At 65.7% G+C, this 17158-nt stretch carries 16 protein-coding genes; 3 read left to right on the top strand and 13 right to left on the bottom strand.

Features of this window, described 5'->3' with window-relative positions:
- Nucleotides 1-27: 27 nt before the first annotated feature.
- Together DFR52_RS11750 and DFR52_RS11745 are read left to right on the top strand one after the other, a co-directional pair.
- The gene (locus tag DFR52_RS11750) at nucleotides 28-1077 is read left to right on the top strand and encodes a Gfo/Idh/MocA family protein (RefSeq protein WP_110032181.1); all 1050 of its coding nucleotides are present in this window, start codon (nucleotides 28-30) and stop codon (nucleotides 1075-1077) included.
- Complete coding sequence (locus tag DFR52_RS11745; RefSeq protein WP_110032180.1) at nucleotides 1074-2963, top strand: bifunctional sugar phosphate isomerase/epimerase/4-hydroxyphenylpyruvate dioxygenase family protein; 1890 nt, start codon at nucleotides 1074-1076, stop codon at nucleotides 2961-2963. Before DFR52_RS11750 ends, DFR52_RS11745 begins: the two co-directional genes overlap by 4 nt.
- 484 nt (nucleotides 2964-3447) lie before the next feature.
- Here DFR52_RS11745 and DFR52_RS11740 read toward each other — a convergent pair whose 3' ends face one another.
- From DFR52_RS11740 to DFR52_RS11715, 6 genes are all read right to left on the bottom strand, one after another.
- Entirely contained in the window at nucleotides 3448-4491 is a 1044-nt protein-coding gene (locus DFR52_RS11740; protein ID WP_110032179.1) for a nucleotidyltransferase family protein, read from the bottom strand.
- Nucleotides 4488-5495 (bottom strand): hypothetical protein, encoded by a 1008-nt coding sequence (locus tag DFR52_RS11735; protein WP_110032178.1) that lies wholly within the window; start codon nucleotides 5493-5495, stop codon nucleotides 4488-4490. Before DFR52_RS11735 ends, DFR52_RS11740 begins: the two co-directional genes overlap by 4 nt.
- Nucleotides 5488-5955: a lasso peptide biosynthesis B2 protein gene (locus tag DFR52_RS11730; RefSeq protein ID WP_110032177.1), complete on the bottom strand. Its 468-nt coding sequence runs from the start codon at nucleotides 5953-5955 to the stop codon at nucleotides 5488-5490. Before DFR52_RS11730 ends, DFR52_RS11735 begins: the two co-directional genes overlap by 8 nt.
- Nucleotides 5955-6260 (bottom strand): PqqD family protein, encoded by a 306-nt coding sequence (locus DFR52_RS11725; RefSeq protein WP_110032176.1) that lies wholly within the window; start codon nucleotides 6258-6260, stop codon nucleotides 5955-5957. The genes DFR52_RS11730 and DFR52_RS11725 overlap by 1 nt, the downstream gene beginning before the upstream one ends.
- A 135-nt stretch (nucleotides 6261-6395) precedes the next feature.
- A complete protein-coding gene (locus DFR52_RS11720) occupies nucleotides 6396-7499 on the bottom strand; it encodes a glycosyltransferase family 2 protein (protein WP_110032175.1) in 1104 nt (367 codons plus the stop codon).
- Between the two features lie 7 nt (nucleotides 7500-7506).
- Nucleotides 7507-8232 carry a hypothetical protein gene (locus tag DFR52_RS11715; RefSeq protein WP_110032174.1) on the bottom strand — a complete coding sequence of 242 codons (726 nt, stop codon included), beginning with the start codon at nucleotides 8230-8232 and terminating at the stop codon, nucleotides 7507-7509.
- Nucleotides 8233-8380: 148 nt separating this feature from the next.
- Between DFR52_RS11715 and DFR52_RS11710 the strand changes: the two genes are divergently transcribed.
- Nucleotides 8381-9262: a transporter substrate-binding domain-containing protein gene (locus tag DFR52_RS11710; protein ID WP_425351195.1), complete on the top strand. Its 882-nt coding sequence runs from the start codon at nucleotides 8381-8383 to the stop codon at nucleotides 9260-9262.
- 4 nt (nucleotides 9263-9266) lie between these two features.
- Here DFR52_RS11710 and DFR52_RS11705 read toward each other — a convergent pair whose 3' ends face one another.
- The 7 genes from DFR52_RS11705 to DFR52_RS11675 all read right to left on the bottom strand — a co-directional run bounded on the left by DFR52_RS11705 (nucleotide 9267) and on the right by DFR52_RS11675 (nucleotide 17117).
- The gene (locus DFR52_RS11705) at nucleotides 9267-10100 is read right to left on the bottom strand and encodes a sterol desaturase family protein (RefSeq protein ID WP_110032173.1); all 834 of its coding nucleotides are present in this window, start codon (nucleotides 10098-10100) and stop codon (nucleotides 9267-9269) included.
- Nucleotides 10101-10254: 154 nt separating this feature from the next.
- The gene (locus tag DFR52_RS11700) at nucleotides 10255-10668 is read right to left on the bottom strand and encodes a tellurite resistance TerB family protein (protein ID WP_110032172.1); all 414 of its coding nucleotides are present in this window, start codon (nucleotides 10666-10668) and stop codon (nucleotides 10255-10257) included.
- 194 nt (nucleotides 10669-10862) lie between these two features.
- Nucleotides 10863-11534 carry a S24 family peptidase gene (locus DFR52_RS11695; protein WP_110032171.1) on the bottom strand — a complete coding sequence of 224 codons (672 nt, stop codon included), beginning with the start codon at nucleotides 11532-11534 and terminating at the stop codon, nucleotides 10863-10865.
- A 149-nt stretch (nucleotides 11535-11683) separates the two neighbouring features.
- Nucleotides 11684-12301, bottom strand: a complete 618-nt coding sequence (locus DFR52_RS11690) for a 2-hydroxychromene-2-carboxylate isomerase (RefSeq protein WP_110032170.1) — start codon at nucleotides 12299-12301, stop codon at nucleotides 11684-11686.
- 176 nt (nucleotides 12302-12477) lie between these two features.
- Nucleotides 12478-14691 (bottom strand): FAD-dependent oxidoreductase, encoded by a 2214-nt coding sequence (locus DFR52_RS11685; protein WP_110032823.1) that lies wholly within the window; start codon nucleotides 14689-14691, stop codon nucleotides 12478-12480.
- 17 nt (nucleotides 14692-14708) lie between these two features.
- Nucleotides 14709-15917, bottom strand: coding sequence for an acetyl-CoA C-acetyltransferase (locus DFR52_RS11680; protein ID WP_110032169.1), 1209 nt, complete (start codon nucleotides 15915-15917; stop codon nucleotides 14709-14711).
- Nucleotides 15918-15944: 27 nt separating this feature from the next.
- Nucleotides 15945-17117 (bottom strand): acyl-CoA dehydrogenase family protein, encoded by a 1173-nt coding sequence (locus DFR52_RS11675; protein WP_110032168.1) that lies wholly within the window; start codon nucleotides 17115-17117, stop codon nucleotides 15945-15947.
- Nucleotides 17118-17158: the final 41 nt, after the last annotated feature.

Raw genomic sequence — 17158 nt, 5'->3', positions numbered from 1 at the left:
TGACCTGTTGCAGATGACGGAGACCTGATGCAATCGACAGCACGACTGGCCGTTCTCGGGGCCGGCCTGATAGGCCGCCGGCATGTGGAGCATGTCATGCGCGAGGCGCGGCTCGCAGCCATCGTGGATCCGGCGGCAGAGGCGCGTGACCTGGCCGAGAGCCTCGGCACGCCATGGTTTGCCTCGCTCGCAGACCTGCTCGCCGCCGACCGGCCGGATGGCGTGGTGATTGCGACGCCGACGCCCGATCATGTCGACAACGCTCTCGACTGCATGGCCGCCGGCGTGGCGGCGCTGGTGGAAAAGCCGGTGGGCCACACGCCCGCTGCGGCCGAACGGCTGGTGCTGGCCTCGGAACGCAGCGCCGTGCCGGTTCTGGTTGGCCATCACCGCCGCCACAATCCGCGCATCATCGCCGCCTGCCGGGAGATTGCCGGAGGCGCGCTCGGCCGGATCATTGCCGCCCATGTCACCGTCTGGTTCTGCAAGCCGGAGGGCTATTTCGCCACCGCCTGGCGGCGCGAGCCGGGGGCCGGGCCGATCATGATCAATGCGATCCATGAGATCGACCTGCTGCGTGCGCTTTGCGGCGACATCGCCTCCGTGCAGGCGATCGCCTCGAATGCGGCGCGGGGATTGGCGGTCGAGGACAGCGCTGCCGTCCTGCTGCGGTTTCAGAGCGGCGCGATCGGCACCCTGACGCTCTCCGACGCCATCGTCGCGCCCTGGAGCTGGGAACTGACGGCAGGCGAGAACCCCGCCTATCCGCGGACGGACGCCTGCAGCATGATGATCGGCGGCACCGCGGCCTCGCTGTCGATCCCCGACCTCGGCCTCTGGCATGACGAGGGCCGCAACGACTGGTGGACGTCGATCTCGAGGCGGCAGCTGCTCTGCGACGCCGGTGATCCGCTGGCCTTGCAGATGCGTCATTTCTGCGAGGTGGCGCTTGGCCGGGCCGAGCCTCTGGTCCCCGTGCGCGAAGGCTGGGAGGCGCTCCGGGTGATGGCCGCCATCCAGGAGAGCAGTCAGACCGGTCTGGCCGTCGATCTCGTCCACGAAAGGCATCAGCCATGAAGACGTCCATAGCCACGGTATCGATCAGCGGCGATCTCGAGCAGAAGCTGGCGGCCATCGCCGCGGCGGGCTTTGCCGGCGTGGAGATCTTCGAGAACGACTTTCTCGCCTTCGATGGCTCGCCGGCCGAGGTCGGCCGGATGGTGCGCGATCACGGGCTTGAGGTCACGTTGTTCCAGCCGTTCCGCGATTTCGAGGGCATGCCGGAGCCGCTGCGCGGCCGCAATTTCGACCGCGCCGAGCGCAAGTTCGACCTCATGCAGGAGCTGGGCACCGACCTGATGCTGATCTGCTCGAATGTCTCGCCGGTGGCGCTCGGCGGCATCGACAGAATCGCGGCGGACTTCCTGGAACTGGGCGAGCGCGCGGCAAGGCGGAACCTCAGGGTCGGCTACGAGGCGCTAGCCTGGGGCCGCCACATTCATGATCATCGCGACGCCTGGGAGGTCGTCCGCCGCGCCGACCACGCCAATATCGGTTTGATCCTGGACAGCTTCCACACGCTCGCCCGCAGGATCGACGTCAATTCGATCCGCTCGATACCCGGCGACAAGATCTTCATCGTCCAGCTGGCGGACGCGCCGCAGATCGAGATGGACCTGCTCTACTGGAGCCGGCATTTCCGCAACATGCCCGGCGAGGGTGATCTGGCTGTGATCGATTTCATGCGCGCAGTGGCGGCCACGGGCTATGACGGCTACCTGTCGCTGGAGATCTTCAATGACCAGTTCCGCGGCGGTTCGCCTTCGGCCATATCGGTCGATGGTCACCGCTCGCTCGTCTATCTGATGGATCGGGTCTCCCGGCTGGAGCCCGACATCGCCATCCAGGTTCCGGCCATGCCGGACCGCGCCCGGGTGGAGAGCGTCGCCTTCATCGAGTTTTCCGCCGACGAGGAAGAAGGCGGGCAACTGGCGGCGCTGTTTTCCGCCATGGGTTTCGAGCGGGCTGCCGAGCACAGGTCCAAGCGCGTGACGCTCTATCGCCAGGGCGGCATCAGGCTGGTGCTCAACACAGAGGACAAGGGATTTGCCGCTTCCTCATATCTGGTCCACGGCGCCACCGCCTATGCGCTGGGCTTGAAGGTGGACGATGCCAGGGCGGCGTTCGAGCGCGCACTGGCGCTGGGCGCCGAGTGCTTCGAGCAGGCGGTGGGTCCGGACGAGATCACCATGCCGGCCATCCGCGGCGTCGGCGGCGGCGTGATCTATTTTCTCGACGACACCGCCGGGCTCGCCCGCATCTGGGACGTGGAATTCATTCCGCATGCAGCCGTTGCCGACACCGCCCCGGCGGGCCTGATCGCCATCGATCATGTCGCTCAGACGGTCAAATATGACGAGATGCTCACTTGGCTGCTGTTCTACACCTCGACGCTCGCGGCCCACAAGACGCCAATGGTCGACATCGTCGATCCGGCCGGACTCGTGCGCAGCCAGGTCGTCGAGAACGCCGAAGGCACCCTGCGGGTGACCATGAACGGGGCCGAGAACCGCAACACGCTGGCGGGCCATTTCATCACCGAAACCTCCGGATCGGGCATCCAGCATCTGGCGTTTTCCACCGGCGACATCTTCGCCACCGCCGACGCGTTGCGCCGCAACGGCTTCGTGACGCTGGCGATAACGCCGAACTATTACGACGATGTCGAAGCCCGCTTCGGTCTCGACCCCGAACTCACCGAGCGGCTCAAGTCGCGCAACATCCTCTATGACCGGGACGAGCATGGAGAGTATTTCCAGCTCTACAGCCCGACATTCGGCGAGGGACTGTTCTTCGAGATTGTCGAGCGTCGCGGCTATCGCGGCTATGGCGCCCCCAATGCGATCTTTCGCATTGCAGCCCTTCGCCGCCATCTCAGGCCGGCGGGGATGCCCAGGCGCTAATGCATCTCGCCCGAAACTGTGCAGCGGTTTCGGGACCACGACATGCAAAATCAAAGAGCGAAAGCACATCACGTGAATCTGAGTTCACGCGATGTGCTTTGGAACATGCCGCGCAAAGCCGCGTCTCTGTGATGATGTGTCCCTGCGTGACCGGGGTCCGCCGATGCCGTATGCGGATTCTTCGCGAGCGCATTCACGCATCGGTGAAGTAGACCACCAGCAGAAATGAGAGGATGCCAGTTCAGCGTCCTGATGCAACCACGCGGCAGGAATTGAAGGTGAGGGGTGTGTCGCTCGGCCCCTTGTCCTTCGACGGCGGCTCGGGCGGCCGCCGCGGAATGACGGGAACGTTGGTCGGGCACCCGTGGAGAGGGGACCGGGTCGACCGAAGGCGCCGGGCCGACGCCGGTGCAGGCTGCGGCCGCACTCTCCGCGCTGTCAGCACGCGCGGCCACCTCCGAATGCGTGAATCTCGCAGGGTGCTTCAGGAGGGCAGGCCTGTCATCCTCAGCAGCCGGCGATAGAGATAGCGCTGCGGCAACAGCCGCCAGCGATGCACGCTCTTGGCAGACATCACCATGGGTGCGCTGATCAGCCGGCGCTCCAGCCTTGCCCAGGCGACCGGTCCGAGCGCGTCGAGCAGGCCGCGGCTCGACCCGCAGCCATAGAGTTCCGCGGCGAGGCGCAGCATCGTGGCCACGGGCAGCAAGGCGCCGGACCGCTCCGCGCGGACGCGAAGCTCGTCCGCATCCACGCCCATGCGCGCGATCATCAAGCCGTCCACCACATACTGCAGCCGGCCGAAGAGATGCGACGTTGCGCCATGCAGGCCCGCCAGCACCATCCGGCCGGCAGGCGTGATGCCGCCCGCCGCGGGATCGGCGTAAAGATCATAGGTCAGCGTCTGGCGGGCACGGAGTTCGGGCGCGTGGACGACGTCGGTGTGGACCTCGACCAGCAGCAAGCCGCCATGCTGGTGTGACCGGGTCCACTGCCGCTCGGTGTAGTCGATGCGTTTGCCCGGCGGCTCATGCGCCTCGAGCCCGAGTGCCCGAAGAACCTCGCCAAGATCCGCCTCGGCCTCCGGCCGGACCAGCAGGTCGATGTCCGAGAAGCTGCGCATGTGCAGGCCGCCATAGGCCTTCTCGGCGAAATCCACGCCTTTGACCAGGGTCGCGGGCAGCCCGGCGCGGTCGATTGCCTGCAGGATCTGCCGCGCCACCGAGGCCAGCAGCACCGCGCGCGAGACATCCTGCAGCCGCAGGTCGTTGGCGCTGGCCATGAGGGCCCTGATGGGCCCTGCCGTCTCCGCGTCCGTCCCCCGGATGAAGGAGCCGGGGGACTCGCGCAATTCGACGCCGAGATTCCGGACCACGGCGGGGCGGACATTGTGGCTTCCCGCCTCGTCCAGCAAGCGCAGCCACTGCGCCTCGTCGCCGGCATCGAAGGCGGGCGGCGAGGAGCGGCGGTTGAGGCCGCCGGGATCGGAGAGGCGTGCCAGCCATCCGCTGATGCGGCTTTCGCTCACGGGATCCGCGACGCCAGGACGTCCTCGTTCATCGCCGCCGCGACCATCGCCGGCAGCGAGGCCAGCTCGCGCCCGGCGGAAATCTGGAAGGTTGGTACGTCGGCGACCATGCCGCCAAGCTCCCCGAACCGCCGCAGGGCTCGCGGCGTCATGCCGGCAGCTCGAAAGGCGACATTGTCATGCGCAATGGCAATCAGCATCTCGGGCTTCGGCAATCGCGTCACCGCATGATCGCCGGAAGAGCGCGGCCCGAGCAGAAAGACGGCACCGAGTTCGACCGGTTGCGGCGCCATAACGCTGATCCGGTCGGCGATCCTGGCCAGCGGGATCCCCTGCTCGCCGTTCTCATCCCACGTGTCGGGCAGCGGCCCGATCCAGGACAGCAGGTCCGCCGTATAGCGGTGCACCTTCAGCGGTCGCGGCAGTCCCCAGACCAGCGGCCTCCCGGCGTTCGGGATCAGCACGCTGGCGTCGTCGGTCATCAGCGAGAACCCGTCGCGCGCCATCGCCATCGAGGTGGTCGTCTTGCCGCCGCCGGAGGGAACGCAGATCAGCGCCGCGCGCTGCGAACGCTGGTCCACCAGGCAGGCGCCGTGCACGAGCTGCTGTCCGGCCGCCAGAAGCGCCGCGTCCAGGATGAACATCAGGGCCGAACTGAACAGCGCGGCGTCGCCTCCGGCCATGACATGGGCGGTCGCCGACCCTTCGGTGTGCTCGATCTTGACCACGACAGACTCCTCCACGGCCAGAACGGCCGTGAAGGCTGATTCCCAGACCCTGCCCGGACGCCCGTCGGGCAGGATTCCCTCCCATGTCAGGGCCAGATCCGGCGGTTCGCCCTGGCCGGCAGAGTCCGAGATGGTGAGGAAAAAATCGCCCGGTCGCGGTTCGTCGCCGACGAAGGCCGCAAAGGCCTGCCGCATCCGGTCGAGCCATCTTGGCGAATCGGCCGCCACGCTCAATCGGGCGCCGAAGAAATTGAGACACAGCACCGGGTCAGCCATTCATCGGTTCCAGTCTTCCATGCGCCCGGGTGGCGGGCGCCGAACGGCTGCCGTCGTAGGTGAAAAGATCGAGCATCGGGACTTCCGGCGGGTTGAGGATGATGGTTCCGTCGAGGCTGATCCAGCAATGGGCCTTCGGTCGCGCGCTGGCCAGGCTTTCCGGGATGATGCCGAAATGCAGCAGTGGCCGATAGCCTTCCCGCGAGAGGTAATGGAACCCCAGCAGACCCTCCCTGAGGCAGCGGCGGTGGCGCATCAGCCACGGCCGCGCCGCAGCCCTCTTGACAGCCCGAACGATGGCATCCGCGGGCATGGGGTCACGGCCCGGCGATGACCCGGTCGGATTGGCGAGCTTCAGGATGTCGTGCAGTGGCCTGTTCCGGACAAAGAGCGGCAACAGCCTGGCGGCAATCCATAGCTCCCAGGGGAAGGGCAGGCCGATGGGTGCAAACGGAGACATCAGACAATGTATATTAGAGATTCATCAATCAGATCGTCCGCAATCTCGATAAGGTCGCTGGTCAGGGTCGCCGCATCGACGTCGAAGATCTCGGCAAGCCGCCCGGCGACATCGTCGATCTTGGCCGTGCCATCAAGCTCCTGCAGGAATGCCAGGGACGTGTCATTGACGGTGAACAGCTCTCCCGAATCCAGCTTGAGCACCACGCCGCCTTCGGTGTCGCCGAGCGGCTGGAGCGTCGACTGTGGCGACAGGGCAAGGCGTGTCGAGTGCGTCACGCCGTTTCGGGATGGGGGGACCGTCATGGGATACTCCAACAGAGTTCAATCTGCGCACAATGCCAACTGAATGGCCCGGGTCAACAGGAATATCAGTTCAGGCTGCCTGTTTCAGCCGGCCTCCGACGATGGCGTGCGGCTCATTCGGCCTGGACCTGATCTTCAGGGCGCCGGATGGGGTGGCCGTCTGCGTCCCTGGGCCGGGTGCGGCGTCTTCTCCCAGAGGTGCGGTTTGAAGGGCAACTGGATGACCGCGCGCCATGCCGCCACCGACATGGCGATCCAGTAGGCAGGCAGCAGGAAGATCCCGCGTATCGGGATGCGCGCCTTCTCGGCCGGCGCCATGCCCCGCCATCCGAGGCAGAGGAAGACCAGATAGCTTGCCGTGACATTGAACAGGTCGATCGCGAACAAGCCGGCATGCAGGTCCCAGCCCGGAGGCACTGCACCCTGCCATGACAGATAGAGGCTGGCCAGCAGGAACAGCGCCAGCATCGGATGTATGGCCGCCGAGACCAGCATGCCGGCGAGCAGCAACTGGAACGTGATGAAGCCGACCGGCCCCAGTTCCCGGGCAAGTCTGATCGGCTGGCGCATCAGCACCAGCCATGTCTGCGTCCAGCCTTTGTACCATCGGCTGCGCTGGCGGATCCACACCGCCAGCGTCTGCGGCGCACTTTCCACCGTCGCGCGCCAGATCGCCTTGGTCCGGAAGCCGCGACGATAAAGCCGCATGCCGAGGTCCGCGTCCTCCGTGACATTGTAGGGATCCCAGCCGCCCACCTCGATCAGGGCCTCGCGCCGGAAATGGTTCGAGGTGCCGCCAAGCAGGATCGGCAGATTGTGGCGGTCAAGAAACGGGATCAGCATCCGGAACAGGCCGGCATATTCGAGCGCGAAGAGCGTCGTGATCCAGTTCCGGCCGCTGTTGGCGATCGCCAGCGGCGCCTGGACGCATGCCAGGCGTCCACCGCCGAGCGCGAAGGCCGCATGCGCTTCCAGCAACTGTGCCGGATGGGGTACGTCTTCGGCGTCGTAGACGGCCACGAGGGAGCCACGCGCGCCCTGCAGTGCATATTGCAGCGCCTTCGGTTTCGTCATCGGGTGGAGCGGCGGCACGATGACCACCTCGCATTCCGCGCCCGGTCTGCAGGCTGCAAGCGCGGCGATCGTGGCGCTGTCCCCGGCCTCGCAGATGAACTTGATGTCGAGCAGGCTCCTGGGCCAGTGAAGCCGCGCCATGGCCGCAACCAGCTGGCTCGCCATCGCCGCCTCATCGCGCAGGGCGACCAGGATTGTATAGACCGGCAGTCCGGTTCCGGGACGTTCGCCGACGGCACCGACAGGGGGATCGACGGCCGGACGCGGCGGCAAGTCGCAACAGGATGTTGCCGAAAAACAGGCTCGAAAAGGTGAGATGAACTCCGTCCAGCGTCAGGGCCGGCCAGGTGACCGCGAGCCAGACCATGACCCCCAGCAGGCAGCCGAAGGCAAATCCCTGCCGGCCGGTCAGCACCTGGCGAGCGCTCGATGCGGCCGCGGTTTCGGCCAGCGACCGCGTCGTGGCCCGCACCCGCTCGGATGCGCCGGCGGCCCAGGCAGCGTCTCGAATTGTCTGCGGCGCGGCCACAACCAGCGCCTCGCGGAGTCCGGGGTCGCGGGCGAGGCGGTGTCGCCATCGCGGCAGATCGCGGGCCTCCGGCGCCAGAACGGTCAGGACCCGGTCATGCAACCGGATCTTCACCGGTCCGGGCCGCCGCAGCGGGATCTCGTCGCGCTCCGGACGAATCATCTGTGTCGGGTCGATGCGGTCGGCGAATGTCAGGCCCAGGTGCTGGGCGAGGAAGCGGTAATAGATGTCGGGGTCCAGTCGCCGCGCCGCGATCAGCTCGCGCTCGATGCTGGTGGCGTTCCTGACCGCGTCCGCCCACGCGGCCTTGACGTCGGGCTTGCCGATTCCGCAGCGGGCGAAGAATTCGGCTTCGGCGCGGAGGTCCACGGTCCCCGCTGGATGCGGCGTGAAATGTCCCTGACCATGCGCACTCGTGGCCGGCAGCCGAACCGGCGGATCCTCCGGTGGTGGAAGAGTGTTGTTTGGTTCCATGACTCTGCTACACACACCGTGTGGACAACCGGACGTCGTTTCAATGGTAGCTAAAGCGCATCGTTTGACACCCCTCGAAACTAAGGGATTTTCGCGTCTAGCGTGCATTTTTGGTGTGATTTTCGCGCTGCTTCCAATGCTCGGATCTGCCGCCGAGGTCGCCGTTCCCAATTATATGGACCCGCGCGAGCGCATCGCCGTCCCGGACCTGTCGTCGCGATCCCGCATCCGATTTCTGACCAGTGTGGATTTTCCGCCTTTCAGCTTTCTCGACCGCACCGGGCGGCTCTCGGGCTTTCATGTCGATCTCGCCCGTGCCATCTGCGATGAACTGTCGGCGCTGGACAAATGCCAGATTCAGGCGCTGCCCTGGTCCGAACTCGGCAATGCGCTCGGCAACGCTCAGGGCGAGGCGCTCATTGCCGGCATTGCGGTCACCGCGGAGAACCGCGACAGGTATCGCTTCACCCGGCCTTACCTGGCGCTTCCTGCCCGCTTCGTCATCCGCGGCGACGCCGCCATCGGCGGCACCGACGCCGACGCCCTTGCGGCCCGTCGGGTCGGCGTGCTCGCCCATTCGGCGCACGAGGCCATGTTGCGGAACTGGTTTCCGGATATACGGCCCGTCACGTTTGACCGCGCCGATTGGATGTTCGATGCGCTGCGCAAGGGCGGCGTGGACGCCGTCTATGGCGATGGCGTGCAGCTGTCGTTCTGGCTCTCGAGCGCCGGCGCAGAAGGTTGCTGCCGGTTTTTCGACGGCCCCTTTCTGTCAGTGGACTATCTCGGCGAAGGTCTGGCCATCGCGGTGGCGCCGGACAATCAGCCGCTCGCCGACGCCTTCGATCACGCGCTGGCTGCGCTCAATCGCAGCGGCCGGTTCGCGGAGCTCTATCTGCGCTGGTTCCCGAACGGGCTCTACTGATCCCTCAGTCTTCCCGGCGCCCGGCAGGGCGCGAGCGGAACGGCAGCGCCAGCGCCCAGGGCAGGGAGGCCGGCAACAGGCCGCGATACTCGGACAGGCCGATTTCGATCTTCTCGTCGCCCAGTCTCGGCCGATGCGTGTAGGTGGCAAACAGTCGGTCCCAGACGGCGAGATTGAAGCCGTAGTTCGAGTCGGTCTCGCGCGGGTCCGTCGAGTGATGGATGCGGTGCATGTCGGGTGTCACGATCAGCGTGCGCAGCCACCGGTCGACACCGATCGGCAGCTTGATGTTGGCGTGATTGAACATCGCAGAACCGTTGAGCACGATCTCGAAGACCAGAACGGCGATGGCCGGCGGTCCCAGCGCCACGATGACGGTGGCCTTCCACAGCATCGACAGGACGATCTCCAGCGGATGAAATCTGAGCGCGGTCGTGAGGTCGATCCCGGTGTCGGCGTGGTGCATGCGGTGGATCCGCCACAGCCATGTCCATTTGTGGCTGACGAGATGCTCGAGCCAGACGGCGAAGTCGAGAACGACGAAGGCGATGATGCCTGCCAGCCAGGCCGGCAGTCCGACATGTGCAAACAGGCCGTAGCCGTTCGATGCTGCCCACAGCGCGGTTCCGACCGCTGCCAGCGGAAAGATGATACGGAGCGCCAGCGATGACAGCACGACCATGGCGATGTTGGTGGCCCAGCGGCGCGATTTCCATGCGCCATGCAGTTCGGCGCGCTCGAGCCGCGGGGCCAGCAGTTCCGTGAGCGAAAGGCAGGCGAAGATCAGCCCGAAGGCTGTCAGGCGCAGCACCGGCTCAGTCAGTCCGAACAGGGTCATCGGGTCTCCTGGCTCGATCGATCGGGTGAGCCGCGCCTGTGGCGCTGCCCGTCGCGAAGCCTGACACGCCGGTCAGGCGGTTGCGAAACAAATCTTGGTGAGAGCCGCCTCGGGGCGCGGCGGACCGAAGCCGGGCGGCCGCCCGCCGCCTCGCTCAGGCGTGCCTGAAGCGGGCGATGGCACCGCGCTCGATGGCCGCGCATGTCAGCTTGTCGAGGCCGAGACGGTCGCGCAGCATCTGCAGCAGCCGGATCTCCTCCTGCTGGATGTTGTAGTCGGCCGAAGCGACTTCGACGGCCAGGGCATAGGCCGTGTCGTAGAGCTTCGGCGCCACCGCGTCCTTGACCACTTCCAGCACGATATCGAGGCCCTCGGGGCCCTTGAGGATCTCGGCGCAGGCTCGGCTCACCTCCACCAGTTGCGTGTCGTCATAACCCTGGAACACCGGCAGGAACCGCACCAGGCGGCCGATGCGGGCGAATTCCGCGTCATTCATCGCCGTGTCGACGGCGGACATGGTGACCATGAGGTAGATGAGGGCGTCTTGCGTGGAAATGCGATCGGTCATGGCCTGCTTCCGGTTTGGACTGGATCCTGTCCCGGCAAAGCGCCAGGCTTCGCAACGGGACAAGGGACAACAAAAGACTGGATCGGTGACGTGATTTCGTTGAAATCGAAAACGATCTGGTTGGAGAATAGGAACTCCGGCGCCGACCTGCAAGGACGAGAGACGGCAAGCCGGCCGATGCGGCCGGATCCGGCCTACTGGCTGGCCCAGATGATCCGCGCCATCCAGTCGATTTCGTCGGTGTCGAAGCTGCGGTTGGGATGCTCGGGGTTGAGCGAGACGAGATCGATGCCGCGCTGCGTCTGGCGGTGCAGCACCTTGGCCATGACTTCGCCCTCGCGGGTCCGTACCACCACCCGGTCGCCGCGCCTCACCTGGGCGCCCGGTTCGACGATGAGAATGTCGCCGTCGCGATAGAGCGGCATCATGCTGTCGCCCTGGATTTCGAGCGCATAGACTCCCGGCCGCGTCGAGGCGGCAGCCGGAAAGTCGACCACATCCCAGCCTTGGCCGGCAGGAAAGCCGCCATCGTCGAAAAACCCGCCGGCACCCGCCTGGGCGAAGCCCAGAAGCGGGATCGGCGCGGGTTGCGGCGGAATCGCACTTCCGGCGAAGGCAGACTCCCGGGCCGGCTGCTCGCCCTGGACCAGGGTCAGGAATTCGTCCAGCGAGGAGCCCGTGGCCTGCAGCACCTTGGACACGGATTCGGTCGACGGCCAGCGATCGCGCCCGTCGCTGCCGCGGCGTTTGGACTTGTTGAAGGCAGTTGCGTCCAGGCCGGCCCGTCGGGCAAGGCCCGATGCGGTCAGGCCGTAGCGTTCGGCCAGGGAGTCGAGTGCCGACCAGATGCGTTCATGCGAGAGCATGGCAGATCCCGAACCAGGGGCGAATTGCGGCAGCCGAGCCCTCTCGGGCCGCCATCCTGTTTTACACGAATGCAGGCCAAAAAGTAAAGATGCCTAGGAAAAATATCCTCACGGCAGCAAGCTTCCGAGCCTGCGATGCGGTGCAATCCTCAGCGGGCGCGATAGGGCGGGCGGCCGCTGATCAGCGCCTTCTCCAGATGCTCGATCCGGTCCTGTCCCCAGAACGGCTCGCCATTGAGCACGTAGGTGGGAACGCCGACGGCGTCCGCGGCGATCGCCTCGGCGGAATTTCGCTCGCGGATGGCCGCCACCTCGTCGCTCTTGGCATCATCCAGCGCCGGCTTCGGGTCCAGCCCGGACTGCGACAGGTAGGACGCCAGCACGCGCTCGTCGGATACATCCTCCTCGCGCGCCCACACACCGGCCAGCACCTTGAACAGGAAGATGCTCGGGTCGTGGCCGTTCTCGACCAGGGCGATGACGGTCCTGTCGGCCAGCGAGGCATCGATCGGAAAATGCTTCGGATGCGGATTGATCGGCAGGCCGCGATACTCCGCCAGACGCTGCAGTTCGATCAGCCTGAGCCGTTGCCGCACCGGCGGACGCTTGGCCGGCGGCACGGCGCCCGAGGTCTCCCAGACCGAAAACAGGTTGACCGGCTTGAAGTTGAGTTTCGCCTTGTGCCGCTCGGCGACCTCGCAGATGAGCTGATGGCCGAGATAGGTGAAGGGCGAGGCGGAATAGAAATAATAGTCGATCGTGGTCATGGCCGAGCGCCTCCCTGAATTTCCGGCACAGTGCTAAATCCGGCAGGTCTCCGCAAGCCCCTAAGATGACAAGCGTGATCGACGCGGCGACAATCAGTCCGGGGGATGGGGAAAGCGGCTGCGCGCAGCGAAACGGGCCCGAAGGCCCGCTCGATTTTCCTTGGCGCGCGCCGGTCTCAGGCCGCCGTCTTCGTCTCCGCATGCGGATTGAAGCGGCCATAGAACGTCTCGCCCTTCGCGGCCATGTCGATGAGCAGCTTCGGCGCCCGGAACTGTCGGCCGTATTTGCGCGCCAGGCCCTTGCACATGGCCAGGAAGACGTCGGCTCCCATGGAGTCGATATAGGACAGCGCGCCGCCGGTGTAGGGCGCGAAGCCGAAGCCGAGAATGGTGCCGAGATCGGCCTCGCGGGGATCGGTGACGATGCCCTCTTCCATGGTCCGCGCCGCTTCAAGGGCGATGCAGGCCAGGAAGCGGTTCTGCAGCTCCTTGACGTCGACCTTGTCGGCATCCTGCTGCGGATAGAGCGTCTTGAGCTCCGGCCACAGATGCTTCTTGGCCGGCTTGGCCGGATAGTCGTAGAAGCCCTTGCCGTTCTTGCGGCCCAGCCGGCCTTCCTTTTCCACCATGCGTTCGATCAGTTCGAGATGGCGCGGATCGACAGCGCCTTCCCCGAGATCGGCGATGGAGGCGCGGATGATCTTCAGCGACAGGTCGATGGCCACCTCGTCGTTGAGCGCCAGCGGCCCGACCGGCATGCCGGCCATCTTGGCGGCATTCTCGATCATGGCCGGCGGCACGCCTTCCACCAGCATGTTGTAGGATTCGTTCATGTAGCGCAGCACGCAGCGATTGACGAAGAAGCCGCGGGTGTCGTTGACCACGATGGGCGTTTTCTTGATCGCCGCGACAAAATCCATCGCCGTGGCCAGCGCCTTGTCCGAGGTCTTGCGGCCGAGGATGATCTCGGTGAGCATCATCTTGTCGACAGGCGAGAAGAAGTGGATCCCGATGAAGTTCTTCGGGCGCTTCGAGTTCTTTGCCAGGCCGGTGATCGGCAGGGTCGAGGTGTTGGACGCGAACACCGCCGTCTGACGGATCTCGGCCTCCACGGCCTCGGTCACCGCCTTCTTGACGTCGCGGTCCTCGAACACCGCCTCGATGACCAGGTCGGCTTCCGCGATGTCGGCATAGTCGGCCGAAGGCGTGATCAGCGAGAGCAGCTTGTCGCCGTCCTCGCGCGTGGTCTTGCCCTTCTGGATGTCCTTCTTCACCAGGTCCTCCGAATGGGCCTTGCCCTTGCCGGCGGCGTCCAGGTCACGGTCGATCAGCACCACGGGGATGCCGGCCTTCGCCGTCACATAGGCGATGCTGGCGCCCATGAAGCCGGCGCCGACGACGCCCACCTTGCGGAACTTGGTCGGCTTGATGCCCTCGGGGCGGCGGGCGCCCTTGTTGATCTCCTGCATCGAGACGAACAGCGAGCGGATCATCGAACGGGCTTCGGAGGTCTGCAGGATGTGGCTGAAATAGCGCTGCTCTATCCTCAGTCCCGTGTCGATGGGAACCTGCAGGCCTTCGAACACGCTCTTCAGGATGGCGGCCGCGGCGGGATAGTTGTTCTGTGTCTCGCGTCGGTAGATCGCCGAGGCCGCCGGCCAGAGCTGGGCGCCCTGGGCTGACCAGATCAGGCCGCCGGGCAGCTTGAAACCCTTTTCGTCCCAGGGCGCCACCGCCTTGAGCCCGCCCTTGATCATGGCCTTGGCGGCCGAGACGAGCTTCTTCGGCTCGGCAATCTCGTGGATGAGGCCCATGGCCTTGGCACGCTGCGGCGTCAGCGTCGAGCCGGTCGTCATCATCTGCAGCGCGTCCTGCGCATTGGCAAGGCGCGGCACGCGCTGGGTGCCGCCGGCGCCGGGGAAGATGCCGACCTTGACTTCCGGCAGGCCCATCTTGACGGCGGGCGAGTCCGCCGCCACACGGCCGTGGCAGGCGAGCGAGAGTTCGAACGCGCCGCCCATGCACACGCCGTTGATCGCCGAGACCCACGGTTTGCCGCAGGTCTCGATCTTGCGGAACAGTCCGCTCATCCGGCCGACCATGTCGAACAGAAGCTTCTGTGCATTGTCGGGATTGGTGCGCTTCTCCTCTTCCATGAGGTCGAACATCGACTTGATCATGGTCAGGTCAGCGCCGCCCGAGAACGACGCCTTGCCGGAGGTGAAGACCACCCCCTTGATGTCGGCGTCGGCGACGACCCGGTCGACGATCCCGTCGAGCTCCTCGAGCACGGCCTGGGTGAAGACATTCATCGACTTGCCGGGCATGTCCCAGGTGACGAGCGCGATGCCGTCGGAATCGGTGTCTACGGTGAAATTGGTGGTGGTCATGGTCATTTTCTCCGTGATCAGACGCGTTCGATGATCGTTGCCGTGCCCATCCCGGCGCCGATGCACAGAGTGACGAGCGCGGTGTTGAGATTGCGGCGTTCGAGTTCGTCGAGCACTGTGCCGAGGATCATCGCGCCGGTGGCGCCAAGCGGATGCCCCATGGCGATGGCGCCGCCATTGACGTTGATCCTGTCGGACGGAATGTCGAAGGCCTGGCAATAGCGCAGCACCACGGCGGCAAAGGCCTCGTTGAGCTCGAACAGGTCGATGTCCGAGATCTTCATCTTGGCGCGCTTCAGGAGCTTCTCGGTCACATCGACCGGTCCGGTCAGCATCAGCGCCGGCTCGGAGCCGATATTGGCGAAGGCCCGGATGCGGGCGCGCGGCGTGAGCCCCATCGACTTGCCGCCCTTCTTCGAGCCCATGAGCACGACGCTGGCGCCGTCGACGATGCCCGACGAATTCCCGGCATGGTGGACATGATTGAGCGCCTCGATTTCCGGATGCGCCTGGATGGCGACGGCGGCAAACCCGCCCATTTCGGCCGGCATGACGAAGGAGGCGTTGAGGCTTGCCAGCGCCTGCATGTCGGTGCCCGGACGCATGTGCTCGTCCTTGTCGAGGATCGTCAGGCCATTGATGTCCTTGACCGGCACCACCGATCTGTCGAAATAGCCCTTGGCCCAGGAATGGGCGGCGCGCTTCTGGCTTTCCACCGCGTAGGCGTCGACGTCGTCACGGCTGAATCCGTATTTCGTCGCGATCAGGTCGGCCGACACGCCCTGCGGCATGAAGTAGGACGGGATGTTGACGGACGGATCCATGAACCAGGAGCCGCCCTGGGCGCCGATGCCGACGCGCGACATCGATTCCACGCCGCCGGCAATGACGATGTCGTCGGCGCCGTAGGCGATCTTGCCCGCGGCAAGATTGACCGCGTCGAGCCCGGAGGCGCAGAAGCGGTTGATCTGGATGCCCGGAGCCTCGGTGGCGTAGCCGGCCTCGAAGGTGGCGGCGCGCGCGATGTCGCCCCCGGCCTCGCCGACCGCGTCGACACAGCCGAGGATCACGTCATCGACGGTTGCCGTGTCAAGCCCGTTGCGGTCGCGGATGGCTTCGAGCATCCTGGCGGCGAGCCGCACCGACGGCACCTCGTGCAGGCTGCCGTCCTTCTTGCCGCGTCCGCGCGGGGTGCGGGCATGATCATAAACAAATACGTCAACCATCGGGTGGTCTCCTCGGTTTGGCGGGGCTCAGAGGCTCCGCGCGATCAAGAGTTTCATGATTTCGTTGGTGCCGCCGTAGATCCGCTGCACGCGGGCGTCGCGGAACATGCGGGCCACCGGATACTCGTTCATGTAGCCGTAGCCGCCGTGCAACTGGACGCATTCGTCCACCACCTTGCACTGCAGGTCGGTGGTCAGGTACTTGACCATCGATGCGGTGGTGGCGGTGAGCCGGCCCTTGAGGTGTTCGCCGATGCAGTGATTGACGAAGACCCGCGCCATCACCGCTTCCGACTTGAGTTCGGCGAGCTTGAACTGGGTGTTCTGGAACTCGATCACCGCCTTGCCGAAGGCCTTGCGCTCCTTGACGTAGTCGATGGTGATGGCGAGCGCCCGCTCGATCATCGAGATCGCCTGGTTGGCGATCAGCAGCCGCTCCTGCGGCAGCTCGGTCATCAACTGGGCGAACCCCTGGCCTTCGTCGGTGCCGAGCATGTTGGCGGTCGGGATGCGCACATCGTCGAAGAACAGCTCGGACGTGTCGTTGGCCTTGAGCCCGACCTTGTCGAGATTGCGGCCTCGGCGGTAGCCCTCGACCTCTTCGGTCTCGATCACCATCAGCGAGACGCCCTTGGCGCCCTTGGTCGGGTCGGTCTTGGTGGCCACGATCACCAGGTTGGCGTGCTGGCCATTGGTGATGAAGGTCTTCGAGCCGTTGATGACGTAGTGGTTGCCATCCTTTTTCGCCGTCGTCTTGATGCCCTGCAGGTCGGAGCCGGCGCCGGGCTCGGTCATGGCGATGGCGCCGATCAGTTCACCGCTGGCCATCCGCGGCAGCCAGTTCTTCTTCTGCTCCTCGGAGCCGAAATGCAGGATGTAGGGGGCGACGATGGCGTTGTGGAGTGCGATGCCGAAGCCGTCCGTGCCGACGCGGCCGAGCGCCTCGGCGATCACCGCCTCATGCGCATAGGTGCCGCCCGAGCCCCCGTATTCCTCCGGCATCGAGGCGCAGAGCAGGCCTGCGGCACCGGCCGCCTCCCAGGCGCTGCGGTCGACCATCTCCTGCTTCTCGTAGCGGTCGTAATGCGGCGCCACTTCCGACTCGAGCCAGCGATAGGCCATGTCCTCGAGCATCGCGACGTCGTCTTCCATCCAGTCCGGGCGCGGTACGCCAAGCACTTCCGACGGCATGGTAGCCATGTCTTTCTCCTCAACCGGGCGCGAGGCTCCGCCTCCGCCCT

It is taken from the genome of Hoeflea marina (genome assembly GCF_003182275.1).
In the GTDB taxonomy this organism is placed as follows: Bacteria; Pseudomonadota; Alphaproteobacteria; order Rhizobiales; family Rhizobiaceae; genus Hoeflea; species Hoeflea marina.
Note: the sequence above shows the minus strand (reverse complement) of the source record. Positions and strands in the feature narration are given on the sequence as shown.

What these genes read in the sequence shown, in the direction of transcription:
- DFR52_RS11750 (WP_110032181.1), top strand. Translation starts at nt 28, where the DNA reads ATGCAATCGACAGCACGACTGGCCGTTCTCGGGGCCGGCCTGATAGGC.
- DFR52_RS11745 (WP_110032180.1), top strand. Translation starts at nt 1,074, where the DNA reads ATGAAGACGTCCATAGCCACGGTATCGATCAGCGGCGATCTCGAGCAG.
- DFR52_RS11735 (WP_110032178.1), bottom strand. Translation starts at nt 5,495, where the DNA reads ATGGCTGACCCGGTGCTGTGTCTCAATTTCTTCGGCGCCCGATTGAGC.
- DFR52_RS11730 (WP_110032177.1), bottom strand. Translation starts at nt 5,955, where the DNA reads ATGTCTCCGTTTGCACCCATCGGCCTGCCCTTCCCCTGGGAGCTATGG.
- DFR52_RS11725 (WP_110032176.1), bottom strand. Translation starts at nt 6,260, where the DNA reads ATGACGGTCCCCCCATCCCGAAACGGCGTGACGCACTCGACACGCCTT.
- DFR52_RS11720 (WP_110032175.1), bottom strand. Translation starts at nt 7,499, where the DNA reads ATGGCGAGCCAGCTGGTTGCGGCCATGGCGCGGCTTCACTGGCCCAGG.
- DFR52_RS11710 (WP_425351195.1), top strand. Translation starts at nt 8,381, where the DNA reads ATGGTAGCTAAAGCGCATCGTTTGACACCCCTCGAAACTAAGGGATTT.
- DFR52_RS11705 (WP_110032173.1), bottom strand. Translation starts at nt 10,100, where the DNA reads ATGACCCTGTTCGGACTGACTGAGCCGGTGCTGCGCCTGACAGCCTTC.
- DFR52_RS11700 (WP_110032172.1), bottom strand. Translation starts at nt 10,668, where the DNA reads ATGACCGATCGCATTTCCACGCAAGACGCCCTCATCTACCTCATGGTC.
- DFR52_RS11695 (WP_110032171.1), bottom strand. Translation starts at nt 11,534, where the DNA reads ATGCTCTCGCATGAACGCATCTGGTCGGCACTCGACTCCCTGGCCGAA.
- DFR52_RS11690 (WP_110032170.1), bottom strand. Translation starts at nt 12,301, where the DNA reads ATGACCACGATCGACTATTATTTCTATTCCGCCTCGCCCTTCACCTAT.
- DFR52_RS11685 (WP_110032823.1), bottom strand. Translation starts at nt 14,691, where the DNA reads ATGACCACCACCAATTTCACCGTAGACACCGATTCCGACGGCATCGCG.
- DFR52_RS11680 (WP_110032169.1), bottom strand. Translation starts at nt 15,917, where the DNA reads ATGGTTGACGTATTTGTTTATGATCATGCCCGCACCCCGCGCGGACGC.
- DFR52_RS11675 (WP_110032168.1), bottom strand. Translation starts at nt 17,117, where the DNA reads ATGGCTACCATGCCGTCGGAAGTGCTTGGCGTACCGCGCCCGGACTGG.